Source organism: Rossellomorea marisflavi (assembly GCF_001274775.1).
Lineage (GTDB): Bacteria > Bacillota > Bacilli > Bacillales > Bacillaceae_B > Rossellomorea > Rossellomorea marisflavi.
This window is the reverse complement of the sequence record NZ_LGUE01000001.1, coordinates 1676534-1699774: the sequence shown is the minus strand read 5'-3', so window position 1 is coordinate 1699774 and position 23241 is coordinate 1676534. Positions and strand designations below refer to the sequence as shown.

Annotated in this window: 28 protein-coding genes; 18 read left to right on the top strand and 10 right to left on the bottom strand. The window is 47.7% G+C overall.

Annotation, left to right across the window (positions count from 1 at the left end):
- Position 1: 1 nt before the first annotated feature.
- Positions 2–796 carry an enoyl-CoA hydratase gene (locus AF331_RS08475; protein ID WP_053427621.1) on the top strand — a complete coding sequence of 265 codons (795 nt, stop codon included), beginning with the start codon at positions 2–4 and terminating at the stop codon, positions 794–796.
- 35 nt (positions 797–831) lie between these two features.
- On the opposite strand, the gene AF331_RS08470 is transcribed toward AF331_RS08475, so the two are convergent.
- On the bottom strand, positions 832–1017 hold the full coding sequence (locus AF331_RS08470; protein WP_053427620.1) for a YhzD family protein: 186 nt from the start codon (positions 1015–1017) through the stop codon (positions 832–834).
- 166 nt (positions 1018–1183) lie between these two features.
- Between AF331_RS08470 and AF331_RS08465 the strand changes: the two genes are divergently transcribed.
- The 4 genes from AF331_RS08465 (at position 1184) to AF331_RS21825 (ending at position 6608) form a co-directional block, all read left to right on the top strand.
- On the top strand, positions 1184–2383 hold the full coding sequence (locus AF331_RS08465) for a metallophosphoesterase family protein (protein ID WP_053427619.1): 1200 nt from the start codon (positions 1184–1186) through the stop codon (positions 2381–2383).
- 4 nt (positions 2384–2387) lie between these two features.
- A complete protein-coding gene (locus tag AF331_RS08460) occupies positions 2388–5333 on the top strand; it encodes an ATP-binding protein (RefSeq protein ID WP_160316500.1) in 2946 nt (981 codons plus the stop codon).
- 42 nt (positions 5334–5375) lie between these two features.
- Complete coding sequence (yhaM, locus tag AF331_RS08455) at positions 5376–6317, top strand: 3'-5' exoribonuclease YhaM (protein WP_053427617.1); 942 nt, start codon at positions 5376–5378, stop codon at positions 6315–6317.
- 114 nt (positions 6318–6431) lie between these two features.
- On the top strand, positions 6432–6608 hold the full coding sequence (locus tag AF331_RS21825; RefSeq protein WP_082346814.1) for a sporulation YhaL family protein: 177 nt from the start codon (positions 6432–6434) through the stop codon (positions 6606–6608).
- 62 nt (positions 6609–6670) lie between these two features.
- Here the strand turns inward: AF331_RS21825 and AF331_RS08450 are convergent, their stop codons facing one another.
- Entirely contained in the window at positions 6671–7615 is a 945-nt protein-coding gene (locus AF331_RS08450) for a peptidylprolyl isomerase (RefSeq protein ID WP_053427616.1), read from the bottom strand.
- 185 nt (positions 7616–7800) lie between these two features.
- On the opposite strand from AF331_RS08450, the gene AF331_RS21820 reads away from it, so the two are divergent.
- From AF331_RS21820 to AF331_RS21815, 3 genes are all read left to right on the top strand, one after another.
- Positions 7801–7887 carry a YjcZ family sporulation protein gene (locus AF331_RS21820; RefSeq protein WP_048004408.1) on the top strand — a complete coding sequence of 29 codons (87 nt, stop codon included), beginning with the start codon at positions 7801–7803 and terminating at the stop codon, positions 7885–7887.
- Positions 7888–7968: 81 nt separating this feature from the next.
- Complete coding sequence (locus AF331_RS08445; protein ID WP_032089274.1) at positions 7969–8052, top strand: YjcZ family sporulation protein; 84 nt, start codon at positions 7969–7971, stop codon at positions 8050–8052.
- 120 nt (positions 8053–8172) lie between these two features.
- Positions 8173–8265 (top strand): YjcZ family sporulation protein, encoded by a 93-nt coding sequence (locus AF331_RS21815; protein ID WP_079515766.1) that lies wholly within the window; start codon positions 8173–8175, stop codon positions 8263–8265.
- Between the two features lie 465 nt (positions 8266–8730).
- On the opposite strand, the gene AF331_RS08440 is transcribed toward AF331_RS21815, so the two are convergent.
- Positions 8731–8919, bottom strand: coding sequence for a hypothetical protein (locus AF331_RS08440; RefSeq protein ID WP_053427615.1), 189 nt, complete (start codon positions 8917–8919; stop codon positions 8731–8733).
- Between the two features lie 183 nt (positions 8920–9102).
- The gene (locus AF331_RS08435) at positions 9103–9639 is read right to left on the bottom strand and encodes a DUF3267 domain-containing protein (protein WP_053427614.1); all 537 of its coding nucleotides are present in this window, start codon (positions 9637–9639) and stop codon (positions 9103–9105) included.
- Between the two features lie 233 nt (positions 9640–9872).
- Between AF331_RS08435 and AF331_RS08430 the strand changes: the two genes are divergently transcribed.
- Complete coding sequence (locus AF331_RS08430; protein ID WP_053427842.1) at positions 9873–10202, top strand: DUF1878 family protein; 330 nt, start codon at positions 9873–9875, stop codon at positions 10200–10202.
- Here AF331_RS08430 and AF331_RS08425 read toward each other — a convergent pair.
- Both AF331_RS08425 and AF331_RS08420 read right to left on the bottom strand, forming a co-directional pair.
- Positions 10186–10779: an HTH-type transcriptional regulator Hpr gene (locus AF331_RS08425; RefSeq protein WP_048004405.1), complete on the bottom strand. Its 594-nt coding sequence runs from the start codon at positions 10777–10779 to the stop codon at positions 10186–10188. The genes AF331_RS08430 and AF331_RS08425 overlap by 17 nt on opposite strands.
- A 227-nt stretch (positions 10780–11006) precedes the next feature.
- Entirely contained in the window at positions 11007–11381 is a 375-nt protein-coding gene (locus AF331_RS08420) for a YtxH domain-containing protein (protein ID WP_053427613.1), read from the bottom strand.
- A gap of 141 nt (positions 11382–11522) precedes the next feature.
- Here AF331_RS08420 and AF331_RS08415 point away from each other — a divergent pair, with 141 nt between their 5' ends.
- Positions 11523–11717 carry a hypothetical protein gene (locus AF331_RS08415; RefSeq protein ID WP_048004403.1) on the top strand — a complete coding sequence of 65 codons (195 nt, stop codon included), beginning with the start codon at positions 11523–11525 and terminating at the stop codon, positions 11715–11717.
- Positions 11718–11743: 26 nt separating this feature from the next.
- Here AF331_RS08415 and AF331_RS08410 read toward each other — a convergent pair whose 3' ends face one another.
- On the bottom strand, positions 11744–12280 hold the full coding sequence (locus AF331_RS08410) for a tryptophan transporter (protein WP_048004402.1): 537 nt from the start codon (positions 12278–12280) through the stop codon (positions 11744–11746).
- 122 nt (positions 12281–12402) lie between these two features.
- Positions 12403–12822 (bottom strand): HIT family protein, encoded by a 420-nt coding sequence (locus tag AF331_RS08405; RefSeq protein WP_053427612.1) that lies wholly within the window; start codon positions 12820–12822, stop codon positions 12403–12405.
- A gap of 588 nt (positions 12823–13410) precedes the next feature.
- Here AF331_RS08405 and AF331_RS08400 point away from each other — a divergent pair.
- The 5 genes from AF331_RS08400 to AF331_RS08380 all read left to right on the top strand — a co-directional run bounded on the left by AF331_RS08400 (position 13411) and on the right by AF331_RS08380 (position 17149).
- The gene (locus AF331_RS08400) at positions 13411–14154 is read left to right on the top strand and encodes an ABC transporter ATP-binding protein (RefSeq protein WP_053427611.1); all 744 of its coding nucleotides are present in this window, start codon (positions 13411–13413) and stop codon (positions 14152–14154) included.
- A complete protein-coding gene (locus tag AF331_RS08395; protein WP_053427841.1) occupies positions 14147–15376 on the top strand; it encodes an ABC transporter permease in 1230 nt (409 codons plus the stop codon). Before AF331_RS08400 ends, AF331_RS08395 begins: the two co-directional genes overlap by 8 nt.
- An 81-nt stretch (positions 15377–15457) precedes the next feature.
- Positions 15458–16141 (top strand): EcsC family protein, encoded by a 684-nt coding sequence (locus tag AF331_RS08390; RefSeq protein ID WP_412177712.1) that lies wholly within the window; start codon positions 15458–15460, stop codon positions 16139–16141.
- A 7-nt stretch (positions 16142–16148) separates the two neighbouring features.
- On the top strand, positions 16149–16664 hold the full coding sequence (locus AF331_RS08385; protein WP_053427609.1) for a GNAT family N-acetyltransferase: 516 nt from the start codon (positions 16149–16151) through the stop codon (positions 16662–16664).
- A gap of 74 nt (positions 16665–16738) precedes the next feature.
- Complete coding sequence (locus AF331_RS08380) at positions 16739–17149, top strand: DoxX family protein (RefSeq protein WP_235576337.1); 411 nt, start codon at positions 16739–16741, stop codon at positions 17147–17149.
- A 57-nt stretch (positions 17150–17206) separates the two neighbouring features.
- Here the strand turns inward: AF331_RS08380 and AF331_RS08375 are convergent, their stop codons facing one another.
- Entirely contained in the window at positions 17207–18595 is a 1389-nt protein-coding gene (locus AF331_RS08375; RefSeq protein WP_053427608.1) for a hypothetical protein, read from the bottom strand.
- A gap of 177 nt (positions 18596–18772) precedes the next feature.
- The gene (locus tag AF331_RS08370) at positions 18773–19276 is read right to left on the bottom strand and encodes an antibiotic biosynthesis monooxygenase family protein (protein WP_053427607.1); all 504 of its coding nucleotides are present in this window, start codon (positions 19274–19276) and stop codon (positions 18773–18775) included.
- Between the two features lie 287 nt (positions 19277–19563).
- Here AF331_RS08370 and hemE point away from each other — a divergent pair, with 287 nt between their 5' ends.
- From hemE to hemY, 3 genes are all read left to right on the top strand, one after another.
- Positions 19564–20595 carry a uroporphyrinogen decarboxylase gene (hemE, locus tag AF331_RS08365; RefSeq protein WP_053427606.1) on the top strand — a complete coding sequence of 344 codons (1032 nt, stop codon included), beginning with the start codon at positions 19564–19566 and terminating at the stop codon, positions 20593–20595.
- 88 nt (positions 20596–20683) lie between these two features.
- Positions 20684–21613: a ferrochelatase gene (gene hemH / locus AF331_RS08360; RefSeq protein WP_053427605.1), complete on the top strand. Its 930-nt coding sequence runs from the start codon at positions 20684–20686 to the stop codon at positions 21611–21613.
- Positions 21614–21707: 94 nt separating this feature from the next.
- Positions 21708–23099 (top strand): protoporphyrinogen oxidase, encoded by a 1392-nt coding sequence (gene hemY, locus AF331_RS08355; protein ID WP_053427604.1) that lies wholly within the window; start codon positions 21708–21710, stop codon positions 23097–23099.
- Positions 23100–23241 lie beyond the last annotated feature (142 nt).

The following is a 23241-nucleotide window of genomic DNA, read 5'->3' as shown; positions in this document are numbered from 1 at the left end:
CATGAGCGTACAAAAACAAGGTGAATTAGTGAAGGTTCATATAGAAGGAAAAGTGGCGAGAGTCGTCTTGAACCGGCCGGAGTCGTTGAATGCACTCGACCTCGGCCTGATGAACGGGCTGTTGTCTGCCCTGAAGGAGATCAGGAGGGACCCCGATTTGGCGATTGTCGTACTGACCGGGGAAGGGAAAGGCTTTTCATCTGGAGGAGACATCAAATCCATGCTTTCCCTTGGGAATGAAGGCGATTTTTCCGAAGTGATGGATGTGATCAATGAGCTTGCCATGACCCTCTACACCCTTCCGAAGATTGTCGTGGCGGGTATCCATGGTTCAGCCGCGGGCCTCGGGTTCAGCTTGGCGCTGACGGCCGATTATATCCTTTGCGAGGAAGACAGCAAGCTTGCCATGAATTTCATAGGAATCGGACTCATCCCCGATGGCGGCAGCCACTTCCTCCTTCAAGAGAGGCTCGGCACCCATAAGGCGAAAAGGATGATCTGGAATGGAAAAGTGATGCTCGGTCAAGAGGCCCTGATGAAAGGACTGGTAGACGAAGCACTTCCATCCGGGAAACTGGCAGAAGGACTGGAACGATATATCGAACAGTGTCTTCAATCCCCAGTGAAGGCACTCTTGAAAACAAAGGAAATCTATACCGAGTTGAATAAAGAGAGGCTTCAGGAAGCATTGCTCAAAGAAAAAGATGGTCAATGGCTTATGAGACAGACATCAGATCATCAAGAAGGAATCAAGTCATTCATCGAAAAGAGAAGGCCGTCATTCAAAGGGGAATAACGGAAAAGAGGGTGCCGCATGGCGCCCTCTTTTGTTTATACGTGGAATAATAGAAGCTTTCCCAGTGGGGAAGTGAAACGATGGGTGTGATCCAGATACCCCTTCTCTGCCAACATACTTTCCCCAACCTTCTTCGCTTCCTCATCCGTTGCAGCCTGGACACTCTCATCCAGAAGCTTTGACCCGTTCTTCTCGAATACTGTAAGTTTATACGTTTTCATCTCTCTACCCCTTTGCATCATGATCACTTTTATTTTTTCATATTTTTCAAATAATGAAAAGTGGAATATTCCTATACCCATAAATAATTCACAGATGAAATGATAGCGTACGTTGGGGTATAATGGGTAGTATTAGAACATATATTCGTAATTTTGGAGGGGAACCATGAAGAAAATCCGGTTTCTGCATGCTGCCGATCTGCATTTGGACAGTCCGTTCAAAGGGTTGAAGAACTTGCCAGCAGCGCGGTTCAAACACATACAGGGAAGCACCTTTGCTTCTTTTGAAAGACTGATTGATGAGGCACTTAAAAGGGAGGTAGACTTCGTGCTCATCAGCGGGGATCTCTTTGATGAAGAGGATCGAAGTATCCGGGCGCAGGCGAGGCTCGTGCAACAGTTCGATCGTTTGAAGGAGAAGGAGATCCCCGTTTTCATCATCCATGGAAACCATGATCACCTTGGGGGATTCAGGGTTCAGCTGGACATGCCTCCCCATGTACATATCTTCTCTGAACGACCTGAGTGGAAACAGGTAAGGACGAAGGATGGGGCAGATGTCTCAATCGCGGGATTCAGCTATGGAAGCCGTCATATTCACGAGAGGATGATTACAGAATATCCAAAAGCCGAAGGCGGCGGCTACAGGATCGCTCTTCTTCATGGAAGTGAAGGGAGCATCGAGGCGGACCATGAACCCTATGCCCCCTTCACCATCAAGGAACTGCTAGATAAGGGATATGATTACTGGGCACTGGGTCATATCCACAAGCGGCAGATCCTCCATGAAGATCCTTACATTGTGTATCCGGGGAATATACAAGGAAGGCACCGGAAAGAAACCGGCCCTAAAGGCTGTTACGAAGTCGAGATGGAAGGGGACCGTACCGAACTGACCTTCATACCCGTACAGGAAGTAGAATGGATACAAAAATCTGTATCACTCGATGGGGTCACCCGTTTTGGTGAGCTGTACAATCGGATCAGGGAGGCCGTGGGTTCGTGCGGGGAAGATATGATCGAACTCCGTCTGGAAGGAAAGGGCAGCTTGGGGGAAGAGGAATGGAGGAGGATCCAGAACGGTGAGTTACTGGATACGATTCAATCGGCAATGGAGGATGAACAAGGGATCAAATGGGTCCATCGTGTGTCCTTTGCAGAAGAGAAATGGGTTCTTGATGAGCGCGACCCATTCAGCCAAATCATGTTTGAGATGGTTGATGAGCTGGAGCAGGGCGACTGGGCATCGTCCCTGTCAGAGCTGATGGATCATCCGTTAGTCTATAAACATGGTCTTCAGGTGGATCAGGAGGTCTTTCACGATGTCAGAAAGCTCCTCGGCACCCCGAGCAAGGAAGGAAGGTGATCGCATGAAGATTAAGGGAATCCATATCTATGCCTATGGAAAACTGATCAATCAGCACTATACCATGGAAGAATTACAGGTGATCTTCGGACAGAACGAGGCAGGGAAATCGACGATCATGTCCTTCATCCACAGCGTCCTCTTCGGCTTTCCTACCAAGCAGCATTCACTCCCGCGCTACGAACCGAAAACATCTTCGGACTATGGAGGAGTTCTCAGGGTGTGCACTCCTTCCGAAGCGGAGATCCGGATTGAAAGGAAGAGGGGGGGACCAGCCACGGGGACTGTGACTCTTCAATATGAAGATGGAAGGGTAGAAGGAGAGGAAGGACTTCAGCGGCTACTCGGTACCATCGACCGAAAAACCTACGGGAACATCTTTTCCTTTGACCTTGAGGGTCTTCAGGGAATCCACCGTTTGAAAAAGGAAGACCTTAACCGCTTCTTATTTTCTGCAGGATCCACCGGAACGGATGCCCTCATGCAGATGGAGCAGGCATGGCAAAAAGAACAGGAACAGCTCTTCAAACGCTCCGGGCGCAAACCTGTGATCAATCTACTATTCTCTGAGCTCACGTCACTTGAAAAGAAACTGAAAGAAGCGAAAGGTCGCAATGACCGCTATGCTCCCCTTCATGTAGAAAAAGGGCAAATCGGTAAAAGACTGGAACGTCTTGAACATGAGCTGAGGATCCTGCAGGAAAGAAAACATACCCTTTTGCAGATCCGGGAAAACTGGGATGCTCTCAGTGAAAGAGTGTACACATTGGATAGGATCGGACAAATTGGTGACTTCCCGTTTCCTGAAAAGGGTCTGCACCGCCTCGATGAGTGCAGGCGGGAGATCCGAAAAGTGGAAGCCCAACTTGAAACCCTGCAGCTCAAAAAGGATACCTTTTTGGAAAGGGTGGAACAGGACGCGGAAATCGATGAGGAAGAACGGAGCTTCCTGGAAGAAAAGTTGGCGTCTCAGGGGAACTTTCAAAAATGGATCCATGATCTTGAGGATCATCGGACGGAAGCCGAAGCGATTGAAAGCGGCATCCGTGGAATCAGAAGGGAGCTCCAACTGAGTTTGGAAGGAAAGGACGCTGCCTCTGTCAACATCAGCTTCTCGATGAATGAGAGAATCAACGACGCAATCGAAGAAAAGACTGAAATCCTTCATGAACGGGAGCATAATCGGAAGAAAATGGCGGAAGCACAAGCAACCAGAGATCGAACCGAGCGGGATTGTGACGCTGCGGAGAATCGATTGATGGGGGAGGAGGCCTTTCAGGATCTCCAGCGGAAAATCAAAAAAGGGATGTCCGAGGTCCAGAGAAACTGGTTCGGGGACCGATTGGAAGCAGAGGAGAGGATGCTTGCGAGCGATCGTAAGGCATTGGGCGGACAGAAGAAGATCACGTTATCCGTTCTTTTGATCGGACTGATCCTGACGCTATGGGGGATCTGGACGGGAACATGGATCATGGGCCTTGCCCTGCTGCCGGGCGTCATGAGCATATTATCCTTTAGGCAGTCCCGATCGCGCTTGATTGAACGTGAAAATAGGATCCAATCCATGGAACGACCCGAAGGAGAGGTATCGTCCGACTCCCAGCGACTCTATGATGAACAGCTTGAGTACCGCAGTCAATGGAAGCAGCTCATCCTGAAGCTTGAAGAGACGGAAGGTACGCTCGCAGGTATCATGGAAGAGGAGAGCCTGCTTGTGAACAGGCTGCAGGATGTAGATGACAGGATTGCCGCTATCGTTTCAGAGCTTGGACTACCTGTTGATTTCCAATGGAAATGGCTGAAAGAAGCCTTTATAAGGCTGAAGGAACTCGTGAACCTTCATGACAGGTTCATCATCCTCCATGACGAAATCCGCGGAGCTGAGACCAAGATCGAAGCCTATATAGGGGAGTGTCGGGAGTGGTTCAATCGCCACGGAATCGAAGCTGTACCACTGGAGGAAATCCACAGTAAGATGAAGGAGCTTCTGAAGGAGATGGATAAAGAAGATCTGAAGAGGAATCACGCCAAGGAAGAGCTCAACCAGATCCGGATGGATATGCAAAGCCTTGAAATCGAACGAACCAAGCTGGAAGATGAGGTGGAGGGTCTTTTCTCCTTTGCAGGAACATCTTCGGAGGAAGCCTATAGGAAGACAGGTCAGCTTGCCGAAGAGAAACGGGAGCTGTTGCATGCCTATAGATTTATGGAAAAACGATTCCAGCCTGATATCCTGTCTGCTTTTACGGAGTTTCAATCTAAAGATCTTGTGGAAAAGGAAATCCTTCTTGCTTCCACTGATATCGACGAATGCTCCCGCAGTATCTCGACCCTGCAGGAGGAGGCAGCGACACTTGCATATGAACTTCACGTTCTAGAGGAAGGAACCGAATATTCTGTCCTATTGCAACAGTTCGAAGGGAAGAAAGCCGAAATCCACGAAAAGATCCAGCGATGGTCAGCTGTCACCCTGGCGAGGAAGGCTTTGGAAAATACGATGGAGCACTATCAGCAGACTAAGATGCCGAGGCTGATCGGGGAGGCAGAGCAATACTTCCTTAAACTCACGAATGGGCGATATCGTAAGATCAACGTAACCGATGACGAAATGATCACGGTTGCCAGGGAAGACGGTCAGGTGTTTCAGGCTGTGGAACTCAGTCAGGGAACGAAGGAGCAACTGTATATCGCCATCCGTTTCGCCCTGATCTCTTCCCTGAAAGAAATCTATGATCTTCCCGTCATCATCGATGATGCGGCGGTGAACTTTGATGAAGACAGAACCAGGGCATTCATTGAAGCGCTGGATAAGCTGTCGGAGAATCATCAAATATTGTATTTCACCTGTCATCAGGCTGTAGTGGACACCTTCCAGGCACCAGAAGTGATAAATTTGGATGAGCAGACAATTGAGACGGGTCTCGACGAGTCAAGTCGGGTGCCTCTGTGATATACTTGAAACAGTAAACTGAAAGAGAACGGGGGAACAACCATGTCCGGAATTACGACCTATGCAGTCGGTGAGACCATCGATTTGCATTTATTGATCAAACAGATGACAAAAGGCACAACCAATACAGGCAAGCCATTTCTGACCATCATCCTGCAGGATAAGAGCGGGGATATCGAAGCGAAGCTGTGGGATGCCTCAGATCAGGATGAAAAAGCCTACCAGCCGGAGACGATTGTCAAGGTAGTCGGGGATATCCACAACTATCGGGGGAAGAACCAACTGAAAATCAAACAGATTCGTCCCGTGTCACCGGGTGATGGTTTTTCCATTGCTGATTTCCTGGAGACTGCTCCGGTAAGCATAGATGAAATGAGCAGCAAGATCACCCAATATATCTTTGAAATGCGCAACCCGAATATTCAGCGGATCACCCGTCATCTGATCAAAAAATATCAGAAGGACTTCCTTGAATATCCTGCTGCAACGAAGAATCACCATGAATTCGTATCTGGCCTTGCCTATCATGTCGTTTCCATGCTTGATCTTTCAAAAGCCATCGCAGGATTATACCCGACGCTTGATTCCGACCTGTTGTATGCAGGTGTGATCCTCCATGATCTTGGCAAGGTGATTGAACTGTCCGGCCCGACTTCGACCACCTACACAATCGAGGGGAACCTGATTGGGCACATCTCCATCATGGTGAATGAAATCGGGAAAGCGGCCGATGAGCTTGGCATAGAAAGAGAAGAGGTCATGATCCTTCAGCATTTGGTCCTTAGCCACCATGGTAAGGCGGAATGGGGCAGCCCGAAACCCCCACTGATCCGTGAAGCAGAGATCCTTCACTATATCGATAACGTGGATGCGAAGATGAATATGCTCGACAGGGTCCTATCGAGGACGAAACCAGGGGAGTATACGGAGAGGGTCTTTGCCCTTGACAACCGCTCCTTCTATAAACCGACCTTCCATGAATGAACATGAAGTCCGGTCCTTCGACCGGGCTTTTTGCTGTCTAAAAAAAGATTGTCATAAGCAGGCAGTTCTCTTCATATGGTGAAGTAAGGACAAACCTATAAGGAGTTGAAGCAGATGACATTACCGATTTGGATGTATTTCATTGTGGCAGGGATCTTTGTCAGTGCGTTCATGACCATCAAGTCGGCAAGGCAGGAAAAGGTCCAGGAGGATGAATGGATCGCGAAAGAGGGCGAGGTCTATATGACCCGCATGGAAGAAGAAAAAGAGCGGCGGCGCGTGTCCTCTTGATCGAATAGCCATTAAAGAAAAAAGACAGTCGGAGGATAATCTCCGGACTGTCTTTTTTGGGTTCATTCTTTTGTATCGGAATCGGTCGTTGCGTTGCCTTCAGGGGCAGCAGCATCCGGTGCTGGAGTACCGTTCAGTACTTGTTCGAAGGCATCTTTGAGATCTTTATCCTTGATCTTAAGATCTGCTTTTTCGATTTCGTCCTTCATGGATTCCTGGATTTTAGACTGGTCCACTTTTGAAAGTTTAAGCTCTTGCTCAAGATCTTTTTTCATATCTTTGAACGGTTTCTTTTCTTTCGTATCGGTCACTTCAATGATGTGGTAGCCATAATCTGTCTTCACAGGTTCGCTGACCTCACCTTTTTTCAGGGAGTCAAGGGCTTTTGAAAACTCAGGTACAAAGCTTTGGCGTCCCGCATTATCAACCCATCCAAGGCTGCCTCCGTTAGCTGCAGAAGCGGTATCGGTTGAATACTCGCTTGCAAGATCTTCGAATTTATCACCGTCGGCCAATTTCTTTTTGACTTCCTTCGCGGTCTTTTCGTCTTCCACGAGGATGTGCCTTACTTCAATCGGACCTTTCCAATTTTCGTAATAATCCTTGAGCTCCTTGTCAGTGACTTTTATATCTGACGTAGCCGCCTTCTCTTGAAGGAGCTGAAGCTTCAAATACTCTTTAAAGGATTTTTCATCAAGATTGTACTGTTGAAGGAACATATCGAATTGATCACCGAGCTGTTCTTTCGCTTCGTCCATCTTTTTGTTGATTTCATCTTTAGAAACATCATACTTCTCATCAAGAACTTTTGTATAAACGAGTTCCTGCAGGGCTTGTTCCATTTGTGGAGTGAACTTTTGTTTCGCTGAATCATACAGTTCATCCTTGGTGATATCCCCGGCTTTCGTTGTTGCAACTACATCTTTATCGTCTGCCCCATTACCGCTGCATCCTGCTAGTCCCACGGCACCGGCAACAAGTGATACGGAAAGGATCCACTTCTTCATGGTGATCAACTCCTAAGCTATTTTCAGTCATGCTTGGCTAAAATCTACAACCCATACTATATCACACTTTTTGGATGAAAAAAAATAATTTCCAAACTATTCTTGATAAAAATAGGCAGATAACATACCCAATTCCCAGATTCGTTCATATGATATCAGCGAAGAGAGAAAAGGAGGTAATGATCATGAGCTGTGGATACAATTCAGGATTTGCATTGCTTGTTGTATTGTTCATCTTATTAATCATCGTTGGTGCCGCGTTTATTTGCTAATAAGAAATATGACAATAGCCTAAAACCATTAGACGTCTACTTGAATATAATGCATTAGCGCTTCAAAGGAGGTGGAACGTAATGGGTAACGCATACGGCGGAGGTTTCGCGTTAATTGTTGTACTGTTCATCTTGTTGATCATTGTAGGTGCAGCTTGGCTATAAGATAGCCAAAAATACTAGGAATTGACGGATCAGGATCAAAGAGGGGGCATTACCTGCAGCAACGTCCCCTTTTTGCCTATCTCATCCGATGCTTCTCATACATGAAAGGAGGAAGCGCATATGTCAGGTGCTTGCGGGTATGGCGGAGGTTTCGCTCTAATCGTTGTTCTATTCATCTTGCTTATCATCATCGGTGCAGCATACGTTTGCTAATAAAGTGAATTGAACCGAAAGGGCTTGTTAGGCTGCTGTGAATATTCACGGCAGTTTTTCATAAGAACGGAAGCACGCAGAAGGAGAGAAAATTCCTTTTGCAGGCTTCTTTTTTTTTGCTGAAATAAAGAAAGCCCTCTGAAGGGCCGTTGAAGGCGATCCGGAGGGGTGGTCGGATTCTTTAACCAGTGACCCCTCGAGGTCATAAGAAAAGACCTCAAAAAGGCAAGGAGCGCCTTTCCGAGGTCTTTATCTTATGCTTGTCGGGTCAGGTCGACCCGCCTCCGCTTTTCTTTCTGTCCAGCTCCAGGGGCTTGAGGCTCGAGGTCATAAGCCAAGCCACCCAAAAAGGCAAGGAACGCCTTTCCGGATGGCTCGTCTTATGCTTGTCGCCTCAGGGCAAGCCCCCTCCGCTTTTCTATTTGTCCAGCTCCGGCGGGTTGACCCGCCTTCGCTTTTCTTTGTCTATGTAAATAATATTTCCACATAAGATGAAATCAGCAGTATGGTGATGAGGATGTTGATGGTTGCGTATACTTTTGGCTGACGTTCTTCGGGTATTTCTTTTTGTGCACAGAGTGCGAATGTCATTCTGTTGATATTGAACAAAATGAACAGAGCGAATACGATAAACATGATAAATACGGTGATCATCCAGGTCCCTCCCCGTTCTCTCCTATATGCTATACAATACCAAATTAATGGGGTGATTGGTAGGGCGAGTATTGACGAAAAATTGGAAACTAAGCTCTTTTCGTATTCGTGTTCGTGTATAAAGCCTCTGCTTTCGATGAAGAGCAGGAATACGAAAATAGCCTAGTGAGGGGGGACGACCCCTCATTGTTCAATCAATATCTCATATCCATCCTCATTTTCCTCGATCATCGCCCTCCTCGGAGAAAAGAGCAGTGTCCTTACACAGAGAAAATCGATTAAGCAGATGCCCGTATGGAAGGCAGTCAGCATGATGAAGTAATGGGAGTAATGAGGAAAATGGAAGCAACCGAACATCAGGAATGAATTGAGTACAAAGAATGGGGCGGTCAATGCCATCCCGTATCTCCATTTGGTGATGGGCACATTCAATCTGAGCGTTACGGTCGGTAAGATCCCTATCTGTCTTCTCAGCGTGCATGTCATATTCCGTGCACAGTGCAAGACCGGCAGTGCGTGGCAGATCTTATGCAAGGGATAGATGCTCAACAACCCTGCAAAAAAGAGCAGGATATGATGATCATAAAATACACGATGATTCAATACATTAATCGGCACGTATATAAATGAGAATACCATCATCATCACGATGGATGAAAGTAAAAAGACTCGATGATATCCGAAATGTCTCTCTTTATCAACGGATTTCCAGCAGTGCATTACGTGTTTCCTCCAAAAGGCGTTAGGTATGGTGAAAAGCGCCTTACATACTGTATTATGATTAGTGCTGAAAATCAATACTTTTTTAGGGGAGGAAAAAAATAAAACCGTGATGCCTTCAGGGTAGTCTGCATGGGCTTGTTTAGAGGGGATGTGACGATTAAAAGAGACAAGTGTACGGAATGTCTTGTACAATGGAAAAGAGAAACTATGCATATGGATTGGTGATTGGAATGGATGATTTGTTAAGAAGAGTGGAAAAGCTGGAATATTATCAAAGGCTCATGTTGGAGCTGATGCCGGGGCATACCACTTTATTTTACAGGGAGGTCATGAAGGCAGGTCTTGATGAGGAGGATGTAAGAGCATTCTTCCAGTTATGTGAGGGATTGAACAATAAATGCCAAAAACAAAAAGCGGAAGGGTTTGTCTATTTTACTCCGCTTTTTAAAGAATTTGAACGTCGGATCGACCGCAGGCTTACTGTCGAGCGGGTCATCGAGGGGTGCCTCAACCAAGGATTATATCCTTCTCTCATGACCCAGCTCAGGAAATGTCTTTAGAACTCTCTAAGTCATCTTCTTCCTGGAAAAGTTCAGTCAGTTTTCCGTTGTCATCGGAGAAGTCATTTTTGATGTTGTCGAACGACTTTTCGAAAATCTCCATAAAATCATTCCCGTAGATGTTGCGCACCACGCTCATCATTTCGATCATTTCCGGGAATTTTCCGTAAAGCTCCCTGAGGGGAGAGACCCCTTGGAAAATAGCGTGATGGTCAGGATCGTAATTCTTCATGGAATCGAGAAGAATGCGTTCTCCTTTCTCCGTCAGCCTGATATACGTATTACGTTTATCGTTTTCCCTTTTTGAAAACTCCAGCAGTTCCCGCTCCTCTAATTTCTTGGAAAAATTAAATGCCGTGGATACATGCATGACACCGAATTTGGCTACATCTGATATGGAAGCACCTTTTAGATGATAAGCGATCCAGAGAATATGGTGTTCATTGATGTTGAGATCATACGGCTTGATCCATTGCTGCCAGTCCTTTTCGATGGCTTTCCACAGCGCTTTACTGAGCTGTGCCATCCGCTGGCTGAAGAGCATTGCCTCTTTTAATGTGAATTCTCTTTCCTTCATCTCTTTCACCCACTTTACTAAAAAATCTTTTCCCCTTTTCTTTTTCCTTTGAAGCACCAGGCTGTTAAAAAGAAAGCGCTTATATTTTATTATGCCAATAAAGTAATGAATAATAAAGTCTAAATTCACAAAATTTTTAGAAGTTCATGCAGGGAATTGAAAAACCCGCATCGCAGAGGCCTTCATGTTTTGGAACATACAAGGTGGATACGGGCTTTCCCTATGGTTTACTTCGATTGGGACGAACCTGGGAGATCGATGGATTTTTCTAGATCTTCAATCGTTTGCCTCACGGTTTCGATTTCTTTTTGAAGGCGTTCGTTGTTTGGGGCGGTCGATATTTGCCACTCTTTAATGGAAGCCTGAAGATCTTTTGAAAGCTGAAGAACGGTTTCCTTGCTTTCCTGAGAGAGCGTTCCGATGGATTCCTTCAGTTCATTTGCCCGCTCTTTTAAGTCTTCGAGTGTCAGCTTCCAATCATTCTGCTTGTCTTTCAGTTTTCCCCTCAATTCCTTCCCTGAAGAAGGAGCTGAGAGAAGGGAGCCTGCACCTGCGACGATGCCGCCCACGATCAAACCGTACATCAATGATTTCACTTTCATGCCCTTCACCTCTGATTGCTTGGTAGTATTATTATTCTACAAAAGATGTAGATATCCTTTTCCCTATTGTAACAGTTTGAAACGGGATTGTTCATAAGTATTCGAATGGACGCATACGAATAAGGGAGAGGAGGGGGAAGAATGGACGGAATCATTTTCGGTTTCTTTGCTCTCAGTGTGATTTTGGTGATCAGTATGGTGTACAATATTATGAGTTTTCAAAGACCGGGGATCTATCCTCCTAAGAGCATCCTGAAGAAAAGGGCGGGAATGATGGGGACGGCGGGAGCAGCTTCCCTAGTGATCGGAAGCATCCTTTGGTGGATAGCTTCATAAAAAAAAGGCCCAAAGGGGGCCTTTTTTCATTGAAGCTGATCTGACGTGACCGCTTCGCTTATGGAAGAACGCTTTAAGATACCATTGATAATCGGATATACGACGAACATTGCACCGGCGTTGACGACTGTAGCAGGCAGTACGACCGCTGCGAACAGGGCGATGAATGCTCCAGGAAGACCGACGATGACTGAAGCTGAACCAAGGAAGATGGCTCCGGAAACGAGCGTTCCGATGGCTGTCAGTACGATTGCTCCCAAAATGGATCGGGAGTATTTTCTTGTAAGCAAGAATAATCCGTAAAAAACAAATGCTGTCACGGGCTTGTCGATCAGGTTCGGGAGGAATCCTCCAGGGAACTGGGTGGTTAATCCGGAAATGACACCGGTCAACAGTCCCACAAGCAGTACATTCTTCTTGGCAGGGAACAGCATGATCCCTAAAAACATCATCGTAAGCATCATGTCAGGCTTCATACCAAGGAAGATCCCAGGGATTACGGCATGCAGTGCGGTTCCTATCCCGATCAATAGTGACAGGGATACAAGCGTTTTTGTATTCATTTTCATCTCTCCTCAACTCGTCTATGCTTTCTCTGCTCCTCCTGATGTGCACTATTGCCATCAGCGAAAAGTTAGGACTATTATAACACATCGACCCCTTATGTCAACGGACCTGTTCCTTCTCAAATATGGCCAGAGATGGATGCGGCGATTTCCTGCAGGTCCTCGGGGGTGTAGTCGTCTGTATGGGTCTTCCAGACGGCGCCGAATCCGTCGCCTTCACCGTAGCGCGGGATGAGATGCAGATGGAAATGAAACACGGATTGGCCGGCTGCTTCCCCCGTGTTGCTGAGGAGGTTCAGCCCGATGGGTTGGAACGCTTCCTTGATGGCGGACGCCACTTTCGGAGCCGCCTGGAACACGTGCCCGGCCGCTTCCGGGGAAAGCTCATAGACGTTTTCCATATGCTGCTTCGGGATGATCAGTGTATGCCCTTTCGTCACTTGGCTGATATCAAGGAAGGCAAGCACGTTTTCATCTTCATATACTTTTGTGGATGGGATCTCCCCATCAATGATCTTGCAAAAAATACAGTCGCTCATTGTATATCCACCCTTCAATATGTAGTAGTTGTATTTTATCACGGGTGCAGATATAAATGAAGAAGAGACGGGAACGAATGTCCCGCCTCTCCACGTAGGGGTTGTGCTTCCTGATGCTTTCGTAAAGTCGGCGATTCCATTCAGCAGGTGAACGGAACGATCCTATCGCAATCGATTTTTAAAAAATCTTGAGCGTCTTGGACAACCACCTCATTTGACGGTTTGCATACATACGAATGACTCGTGCAATGTGACCATCTCCATCTCCTTATATCACGTAAAATGTATAAGTGTTTGGGTATACGTCAACTTGTTCTTTAACAAACACCTCATTTGTCTGAATGAATGGTGAATGAATGTCATTCACTAAAGAAGAGCATAAATGCTGCAACAATTAGTGAAATTCGGATCCTGGTCTTTAACAACCACCCCGTTTTTCTTATTGCCTTACCCCTACAACTATAGGATGACCCATCTGTAGGTATTTATTTGTACTAGATAATGGAAAAGTTGTTGATCAAACATGCCTTCATCACGGAATTTTGATAAAATGAAGCAAAGACTGTGCAGAGAAAGGACGTTTTCCCTTTGGCATTATTGGAAATCAACCATTTGATTGGTGGATATACACGTAAGCCTGTATTAAAAGATATTTCCTTCTCAATCGAGTCCAATGAAATCGTAGGACTGATCGGGTTGAACGGGGCGGGTAAAAGTACGACGATCAAGCATATCATCGGACTGATGGAAGCGAAGCAGGGGGATGTATCCATCAACGGAAAGACCCTGAAGAAAGATCCCGAGCAGTACCGCAAACAATTTTCCTACATTCCCGAGACACCGATCCTTTATGATGAGCTCACCCTTGAAGAGCATTTAAGGCTGACAGCCATGGCATATGGATTGACGGAAGAAGAGTATTCCGATCGTCTCCCCGGATTGCTGAAGGCCTATAGGATGGAAAAGAAGCTGAAGTGGTTCCCTGCCCATTTCTCAAAGGGAATGAAGCAGAAAGTGATGATCATGTGTGCGTTCCTGATCCAGCCAAGCCTGTACATCATCGATGAACCATTTGTCGGGCTGGATCCCCTCGGCATCCAGTCACTTCTTGATTCCATGGAGGAGATGAAAGCAACGGGAGCCGGCATTCTCATGTCCACACACATCCTGGCGACGGCCGAACGCTATTGTGACTCGTTCGTCATCCTGCACGAAGGTAAAATCCGTGCAAAAGGGACCCTTGACGATTTGCGGAGGGAATTCACGATGCCCGGGGCCACCCTTGACGATATTTACATTCAACTGACAAAGGAAGAATCGGATGATGAATAATGTAAATGGGATTTGGAAGCAGCGGGTGACGGAATATACCCTTGAGCTTCAAAAATATCTGAAGTACATGTTCAATGATCACCTTTTATTTGTCTTGATCTTCGCATTCGGCGGAGGAGCCTATACATACAATCAGTGGGTCAAGACATTGGAACCTTCTTTTCCTGCTCCTCTGATCATGGCTGTCATTTTGGGGCTTGTTCTGGCATGGAGCCCGGTATATACCTTCCTCCGCGAAGCCGATGCGGTGTTCCTGCTCCCTCTTGAGAAGAAATTGAAGGGCTATTTCACGAAGAGCCTCTGGGTCAGTTTCGCTTTTCAATCCTACATCCAGCTTATTGTGCTCGCTGCCATGATGCCCATGTATGTTGCAGTGACGGGGAAGGGATTCGGCACCTTTTTCCCGCTTCTGATCATCGTACTTGCCGTGAAATGGTGGAACCTTCTCATGCGGTGGCAGATCCTCCGCTTTCAGGAGAGGAGTGTCCATTTCACTGATTCGTTCTTCCGATTTCTATTGAGCGGCAGCATCATGTACCTGATTCTCTCTGGTGCTCACCTCTGGGTTATTGCAACGATTGCAGTCATCCAGCTCCTGTACGTGGGGTATTTCATGCAGGTGGCCAAAGGGAAAAATCTGAAATGGGACCTGCTGATCACCCTTGAGCAACAGCGCATGCTCATGTTCTACCGCATGGCCAATATGTTCACCGATGTCCCGAAATTAAAAGGAAAGGTTCATCGGAGGAAGTGGCTCGATGCCTTATTGCCGAATACGATGGACCAAGGAAAGTCGTACCGCTATCTCTATATCAGATCATTGGTCAGAACCAGTGAATATTCTGGCCTCTATATCAGGTTGACCCTCATCGGCGCCGTTTTGATCTACAGCAATACGTCCTTGATCTTCAGCGTGATCGCCGGTCTCCTTTTCATGTATTTGACCGGTTTCCAGCTCATCCCGCTATTCAAAAGGTTTGACTATAAGATATGGGTGCTTCTTTATCCGGTTCCCCGGAAGCTGAAGGAGTCATCGTTTCAAACCGTGATCATGCAGGCACTCATCATCCAGGCGTTCGTCTTATCCATCCCATTAATCGTAAGGGGAGAGTGGCTGGGGGGAGTGATCGTGCTCGCTGCAGGATGTGTCTTTTCCCTCCTGTTCAGCCGCCACTATCTGGTGGGGAGGTTGAAGAAAATGCAGGATCCCCTTCACTCGTGAAACCATTTTCATGACCCGGACGTATACTAACCATCATGTGGAGGAGGGATGAGAGTGGAAATAGAAAAGCAAGAGCTTGATATGTGGAAGCGCCGCATCACACGTAAATCCTCCAGGCTGCAGAGAGTATCCAAGAAGGCCCAGACGAAAATGAATACGTGGATTCCCGAGAAGGCCCATAACCTGATAACGGACAGCATCCGCCGCATGGTGGAGATCACGCTGAACAGCGGAGGCTGGCTACCGATGAATCCCGTGACTGCAAAGGGAAACCTTCAGGAAAGGGAAGAAAGCATGAAGGAGCGACTGGAGTTTTACAGGAAGACGGCTACCATAGAAGGTGCAGGCACCGGGGCAGGAGGGCTCTTCCTCGGCATGGCGGATTTTCCTCTGCTCCTGTCGATAAAGATGAAGTTCCTAACAGAATGCTCGATCATTCACGGCTATGATGTGAATGTCTATGAAGAGAGGCTGTTTCTCCTATATGTATTTCAACTGGCGTTTTCAAGTGATGAGCATAAGCGGAAGACCTTGAGTGTGATCGAAGACTGGAATGCGGAGAAAGAACGGGTCAAAGACATGGACTGGCGGACATTCCAGCAGGAATACAGGGACCATATCGATTTGATCAAAATGCTCCAGCTTGTGCCCGGGATTGGTGCGGTGGTAGGGGCATACGCAAATTACCAGCTTCTCGATCAGCTGGGTGAGACGGCGAAATTCGCTTACCGGATCCGTCATTTCCACGAGCATGAAAAGAGGTGAAGAGCGGATGAAAGTCAGTGTACGCCCTTTTCATCGAGAAGATGCATTAACCATTACCGAGCTTGCAGATGATAAGATGCTGGCAGATACGATTGGTTTGCCCCATCCTTATGAATTCTCACATGCAGAGGAGTGGATCCGCTCACATCCCTCCTTGTGGGAAGCTGATGAGGAGTATAACTTTGCAATCGAATACCAATCCGACATCGTCGGTACAATCGTGATCAGACGGAATAAGGAGCATGATGCAGGAGAACTGGGCTACTGGATCGGCAGTCGATTCTGGGGGCGGGGCTATGCCACTTCAGCCGTGGAGAAGATCCTGTCATTCGGGTTCCGAGATCTTGGCCTGAACCGTATGTGGGCGATGGTACGTGACTCCAATATAGGTTCGAGGACTGTCCTTGAAAAGACGGGGTTCGTGGAAGAGGCAGTGTTGCGCCAGGCACGCAGGCGTGGCTCCGATTTCGAAGACTGCCTCCTTTATGCAATAACAAGAAGGGATTACCAATCGCTTGAATGACTGGTAATCCCTTCTTTTGTCTTTCGCTGAGCGAAATACATATAGTATGATGGAGTGGAAAGGTGGGGAAACGTGTGTCACGTCGAAAAAAAGTAGTGAGATGGTTCGGCCTCGTTCTATTCTCTTTCTTCTTCATTACAGCGGGGGTATTCCATTTCATAGAGGCCCAAGGCTTTGCGCGGATGATCCCTTCATTCCTTCCTCTGAAAGAGGAGGCGGTCTATTTGACGGGGATACTTGAGTTCATACTCGCCATCCTCCTTCTCATTCCGAAGACGAGAAGAAAAACGGGCATCGTAACGGCCGTCTATCTGGTCCTGATCTTTCCTGCCAATATCTATGCAGCCGTCAAAGGCATTCCCGCCCCCGGGGCGGAAGAAGCAAATGCTCCCCTGCTTTGGGTGAGGCTCCTCTTCCAGCCGCTCTTGATCTGGTGGGTGCTAGCTGTCAGCAAGGTGGAAAAGACTCGCAGCTTCTATTCTTAGGAAGATATCAAAAATGCGCCCCGGGAGCAGAATCTGCTTTCCGGGGCGCATTTCGTTTTACATAAGGAACATGGCTGCAATCGTCGTTACGACCAACCCGATGGTGACAGGGAGAAGGTTGCGACGGGCGAGTTCGAAAGGGTCAACCCCGCAAATCGCCGCTGCAGGAATCAGAGCCCATGGAACAAGTGTCCCACCACCGACCCAGATGGCGGCAATCTGTCCAAGGGCTGTGAGGGTCGCAACCCCAGATCCAATGCTGTCGGCAAATAGGGAGGCAATGGACCCGACGAGGGAAATACCTGAAAACCCTGAACCATCAAGACCGGTTATGGCTCCTACAGCAGTCAGTGTAACGGCACCTACTGCTTGAGATATCGGAACGACAGTCGATAGAGCGGCGCCCAAATCATTGACGATACCGTGGGAGGTTTGCGGCAGGTGATCACCGATGATGGCATTAAACCCTGAGTCGCCGAGGTAAAAGAACGCTGCGATGGGAATGACGGGACCGAACACTTTGAAACCGAACTGGAATCCATCAATGAGGAACCCGGTGGTTTTTGACAAACCATCTCCTTTGAATGCTGCAAGGGAGATGATAAGAACGATGAACATGGCGGTACCACCAATCAATGCAGTGGCATCTCCGCCCTGGAGACTGAAAACAGACATCGCCACCACATTCAGGATGAAGGCGGCGGGAATCAGGATGGCAATGATCCGTCTCCAGACAGGGGAGAGGGAGGATGAGGTGTCCGTTTCGGTGAACAGCAAAGGTGAAGTCTCCACCTTCAGTTTTCCCTGCTTCATATCCCTCTTCAGGAAAATGAAAGCCGTTACGGTCGTGACCCCCCCCATGATAATGACCAGCGGGATACTTGCAGAAATAACATCTCCGATCGGGATGCCTGCTGCATCCGAAGTGAGCTTCGGTGCAGCCTGTATGACAAAATCTCCTGAAAGGGCAATCCCGTGTCCGAAAAGGTTCATGGCCATGGCGATTCCGAGTGCCGGAAGCCCCACCCTGAGGGCAACAGGAACAAGGACGGCTCCGAGTAGGGCGACAGCTGGCGATGGCCAAAAAAACCAGGAGATGAACATCATGACGAGACCGATCGTCCAGTAGGCAAGGGTCGGAGTACGGATGAATGAAGCGAATGGTTTGATCATCACATCATTGATGCCGGTGGAGGTCAAGCTTCTGCTCATGGCAACGATGATGGAAATGACGAGTATGGTGGGGAGCAGTTCTGTAATCGCATAGATAAAGCTTGAGAAGATCGAACTGATTGATCCGGTCAAAGAGCCGGTGGCGACAGCGGCAATGGTGAAAATCCCCAGGATGCAAATGATGGTGGTGTCCTTCCTGAACACCATAAAGGCGATGATCAATCCAATGAACGATAAATAGATCCAGTGCAGGGAGGTCAAATCGATCCCCATTAGGAAAACCCCTTTCCATTCTTACAGGGCAAAAGCCCTGATTTGTAGTAATAAGATATGAAAGGCGAAACCTGTTCGTGCCAGGCGTAGTGCATTTCCTGGGGAATAGGGGAGTATATTGTCCATTATGGCACACAAATAAGGAGCCGCCGAAAATCGGCGGCTCCACTGAAACGATCAGATGGTCGTCACATGATATTTTGTCACATAGGATGAACGGGGGAAGATGTCTTTTTTATTGTCGATTCCGGATTCCGTTCCGCGTTTGGCATGAGCCTTTTTGTACTGGTTGGATTCCTGCCAACCAAGGAAGCTTTTTTCATCCTTCCACTGTGTCATGATCACATATGTATCAGAGCTTTGGGGTCTCAATACCCTGATTGAGATAAAGCCTTCCACTTCCTCCACAAGACCGGCACGATTGGTAAAGCGGTATTCGAATAAGGGGCGCCCTTCGTCCGTTACAGGTATATTGTTGCAAACCACGAACCCTTCTTCCGTAAGCTCCCCGGATGAATCGAGGATGTCATAGGTGCGCGGGGAACTGAAGACGCTGTCCCCTTCGCTTTCGTGGATCAGAAGTCCATCTTCTCCCTGCATGAGGACCATTGTCTCTCCCGGGTGCTCGTCTTTGATCGTCTTTAGGAAATCATGGGTCCCTGTCGTCATATAAATCTTCATGTCCATCACCTCTTGCGATATAGTTAGCTTCTATTATACTCTTCCCTAAAACCGTTTGCATGTAACATGAAGAGGGAAATGTTTTATAAATCGGTGGCAAAGCCGAGAAAATCGGCAATTTTATGACAGTTGCCACGTAAATCTATACTTTCAGACTGAAAACGTCTATAGTAGTGAGGTTGAGAACATCTATATTCATGAAAACTCTTACATAATTGTTGGAATCAATCTTACTTAGGCTACACTATACATATTGGATGTACGAGGAAAGGTGGACGAACAAAGGTATGAAAGCAATGAATGATACGCTGCTGCGTGCAGCAAGGGGAGAAGATACGGAGCATACTCCGGTATGGTTCATGAGACAGGCTGGACGTTCCCAGCCCGAATACAGGGCGATCAAAGAGAAATATTCTCTTTTTGAAATCACGCATCAGCCTGAACTTTGCGCATATGTGACAAGGCTGCCGGTCGAGCAATACGACGTGGACGCGGCCATCCTCTATAAGGATATCATGTCACCGCTCCCATCGATCGGAGTGGATGTAGAGATCAAGTCTGGAATCGGTCCGGTCATCGACCAGCCGATCCGCTCCCTGTCGGATGTGGAGAAGCTTGGCGAGATCCATCCGGAAGAGGATGTTCCTTACGTACTTGATACGATCCGTCTGCTGACAACCGAGCAGCTGTCGGTTCCCCTGATCGGATTTGCAGGGGCGCCGTTCACCATGGCAAGCTATATGATCGAGGGTGGCCCATCAAAGAATTATAATAAGACGAAGGCCTTCATGTATGAACAGCCTCAAAGCTGGTTCGCCCTCATGGACAAACTGTCTGACATGACCATCACGTATGGGAAATCACAAATCAAGGCAGGAGCATCTGCTTTTCAAATATTTGATTCCTGGGTTGGCGCACTGAACGTACAGGACTACCGTTATTTCATCAAGCCATATATGGAACGTATCTTCAATGAATTGAAGGAAACAGGAGTTCCCCTCATCCTCTTCGGGGTGGGTGCGAGTCATCTGGCAAGGGAATGGCATGACCTGCCGGTTGACGTCGTCGGTCTGGACTGGAGACTATCCATCAAGGAAGCAAGGGGGATGGGGCTTACGAAGACCCTTATGGGTAATCTTGATCCTGCGATCCTTCTTGCACCATGGGAAGTCATCGAAGAGCGTACAAAAGCGATACTGGATCAAGGCATGGAACTGCCTGGCCATATCTTCAACCTTGGACACGGGGTGTTCCCTCAGGTGAATCCGGACACATTGAAGAGGCTTGCTGCCTTTGTACACGACTATAGTTCGAGATAACCGTTCTGCCGAGCACTATTTTTGGTATTAATGGTCCAAACATGGCACAATATTCACAGACAAGTTATCAACTAAGAGGTGAAGAGGTATGTCTAAGAAAAAAATGGGTCTCCTCGTCATGGCTTACGGGACCCCCTATAAAGAAGAAGATCTTGAACGTTATTACACGCATATCCGTCACGGTAGGGCACCATCAAGTGAACTGCTTGAAGACCTCCGGGGCCGGTATGAAGCAATCGGGGGGATCTCCCCTTTGGCAAAGATCACCCTGGAACAGGCCAAGAGCCTTGAAGAACACTTAAATGATATGCAGGATGAGATTGAATTCAAAATGTATCTAGGTCTGAAGCATATCGAACCATTCGTGGAAGATGCAGTGGAACAGATGCATCGAGATGGAATTGAAGAAGCGGTCTCCATCGTACTCGCTCCTCATTTCTCTACCTTCAGCGTGAAGTCGTACAACGGCAGGGCGAAAGAAGCGGCAGAGAAACTGGGGGGACCAATCATTACGTCCGTTGAGAGCTGGTACGATGAGCCGAAATTCATTCAGTACTGGGTCGACCGTGTGAAGGAAACCTACGCGGGTATGTCTTCTGAGGAACGTGAATCAGCCGTGCTGATTGTGTCAGCTCACAGCCTGCCTCAGCGCATCCTCCAATCAGGGGATCCGTATCCCAAGCAGCTTGAAGACACGGCACGCATGATTGCAGATGGTGCCGGCGTGAAGGAGTATGCGGTCGGATGGCAGAGTGAAGGGAATACACCGGATCCTTGGCTGGGTCCCGATGTACAGGATCTGACCAGAGATCTTCATGAGGAAAAAGGGTACAAAACCTTTGTTTATACTCCAGTTGGATTTGTATCCGACCACTTGGAAGTACTATACGATAATGACTACGAATGTAAAGTGGTGACGGATGAAATCGGTGCGGCTTATTATCGTCCGGAAATGCCGAATAGCAAGCCGGAATTCATCGACGCCCTTGCAGACGTTGTATTGAAGCACATTCAGTAGCTCAGGCAATTGGACTGAGGCAGAAGGAAACCATTCCCGCAGCCCAGTCCTTCTCTGTGTTTTATGATCTTTGAATAAAAGAAGGCGATGAAGTATGACAGACAGAACGAAGAAACGGGTCGTCGTCATCGGCGGGGGCATCACGGGATTGGCGGCAACGTTTTACCTTCAAAAAGAAGCGCGTGAAAAGGGGCTTCCTTATGATGTGAAACTTGTAGAGTCGACACACAGGGTCGGCGGAAAGGTACAGACCGTCAAAAGGGATGGATATGTGATCGAGAAAGGTCCTGATTCCGTGTTTACGACGAATGACTCGATCCTGAAGCTGGCCGGGGAACTCGGAATCAGCGATACATTGGTGACGAATGAGAAAGGGAAGTCCTTTGTGATTGCCGGGGGGGAATTATACCCGATTCCCGGAGGGTCGATCGTGGGCATCCCTACCCAGATTGCACCTTTTGTCACGACCAATCTTTTCTCTCTCACCGGTAAGATGAGGGCAGCCGCAGATTTCCTCCTGCCGCGCTCTCACATGACGGAGGACCAATCACTCGGTACGTTTTTCAGGAGAAGGATGGGAGATGAGGTGGTGGATCATCTCATTGAACCCCTTTTGACAGGTATTTTTGCAGGGGACATCGATCAGATGAGCCTCATGTCCACCTTTCCGCAATTCTATGAACTTGAACAAAAACATCGCAGTTTGATAGCAGGAATCAAAAAAAACAGCCAGAAAGAGACATCAGAAGGCGGATTTCTGACCTTTACCGGCGGACTGCAGTCCATGATCGACGCATTGGAGGCGAAGATCGAACCGGGAACGGTGTTTAAAAGCATGAAGGCGACCCATATCCGAAAAGAAGAGAAAGGATATTCCGTCACCTTTGCCGATGGAAGCATCGAGTGCGATGCCGTCATACTGGCTGCCCCTCATCACGTGGTTCAAAGACTTCTTCCACAAGAAGGGTATCTGGACTTTCTGAAAGAGATGCCCGCCACTTCTGTCGCCACCGTTGCCATGGGCTTCGACAATGATGCGATCAAGCAGAAAAGGGACGGCACCGAGTTCCTCGTGTCGAGAAACAGTGATTTTTCCCTCACTGCAGCTGCCTGGACACATCGGAAATGGCCTCATACGGCTCCAAAAGGAAAGGCACTCATCAGGAGCTATTTAGGGAAACCGGGCGATGAAGCGATTGTTGATCTTTCCGATGATCAGATTGAGCAGATTGTCATTGAGGATCTGAACAAAATCGTTGAATTGAACGCGAAGCCGGAATTCACCATTGTGTCGAGATATAAGCAATCCATGCCACAGTATACGGTCGGACACCGGGACCGCATAAGGGAAATGGCAAGGAAGGCGGAGGAATCCATTCCCGGTATTTTCATCACGGGAAGTTCCTTCGAGGGACTGAGCATACCCGACTGTGTTTTACAGGGAGAAACGGCAGTGGAAAAGACCCTGGAATTCCTTCAGGATTGATGCATCTCCCAAAAGGCCAAATCTTTCCGATTTGGCCTTTTTTCTTGTGGGAGCTATTTCCTTCTTGCTATACGTGGGCGTGTGTGGTAAGTTAAGTAACGGCAATGAAATGACCAAAAATCAAATTTAGTCATTCGGTCAT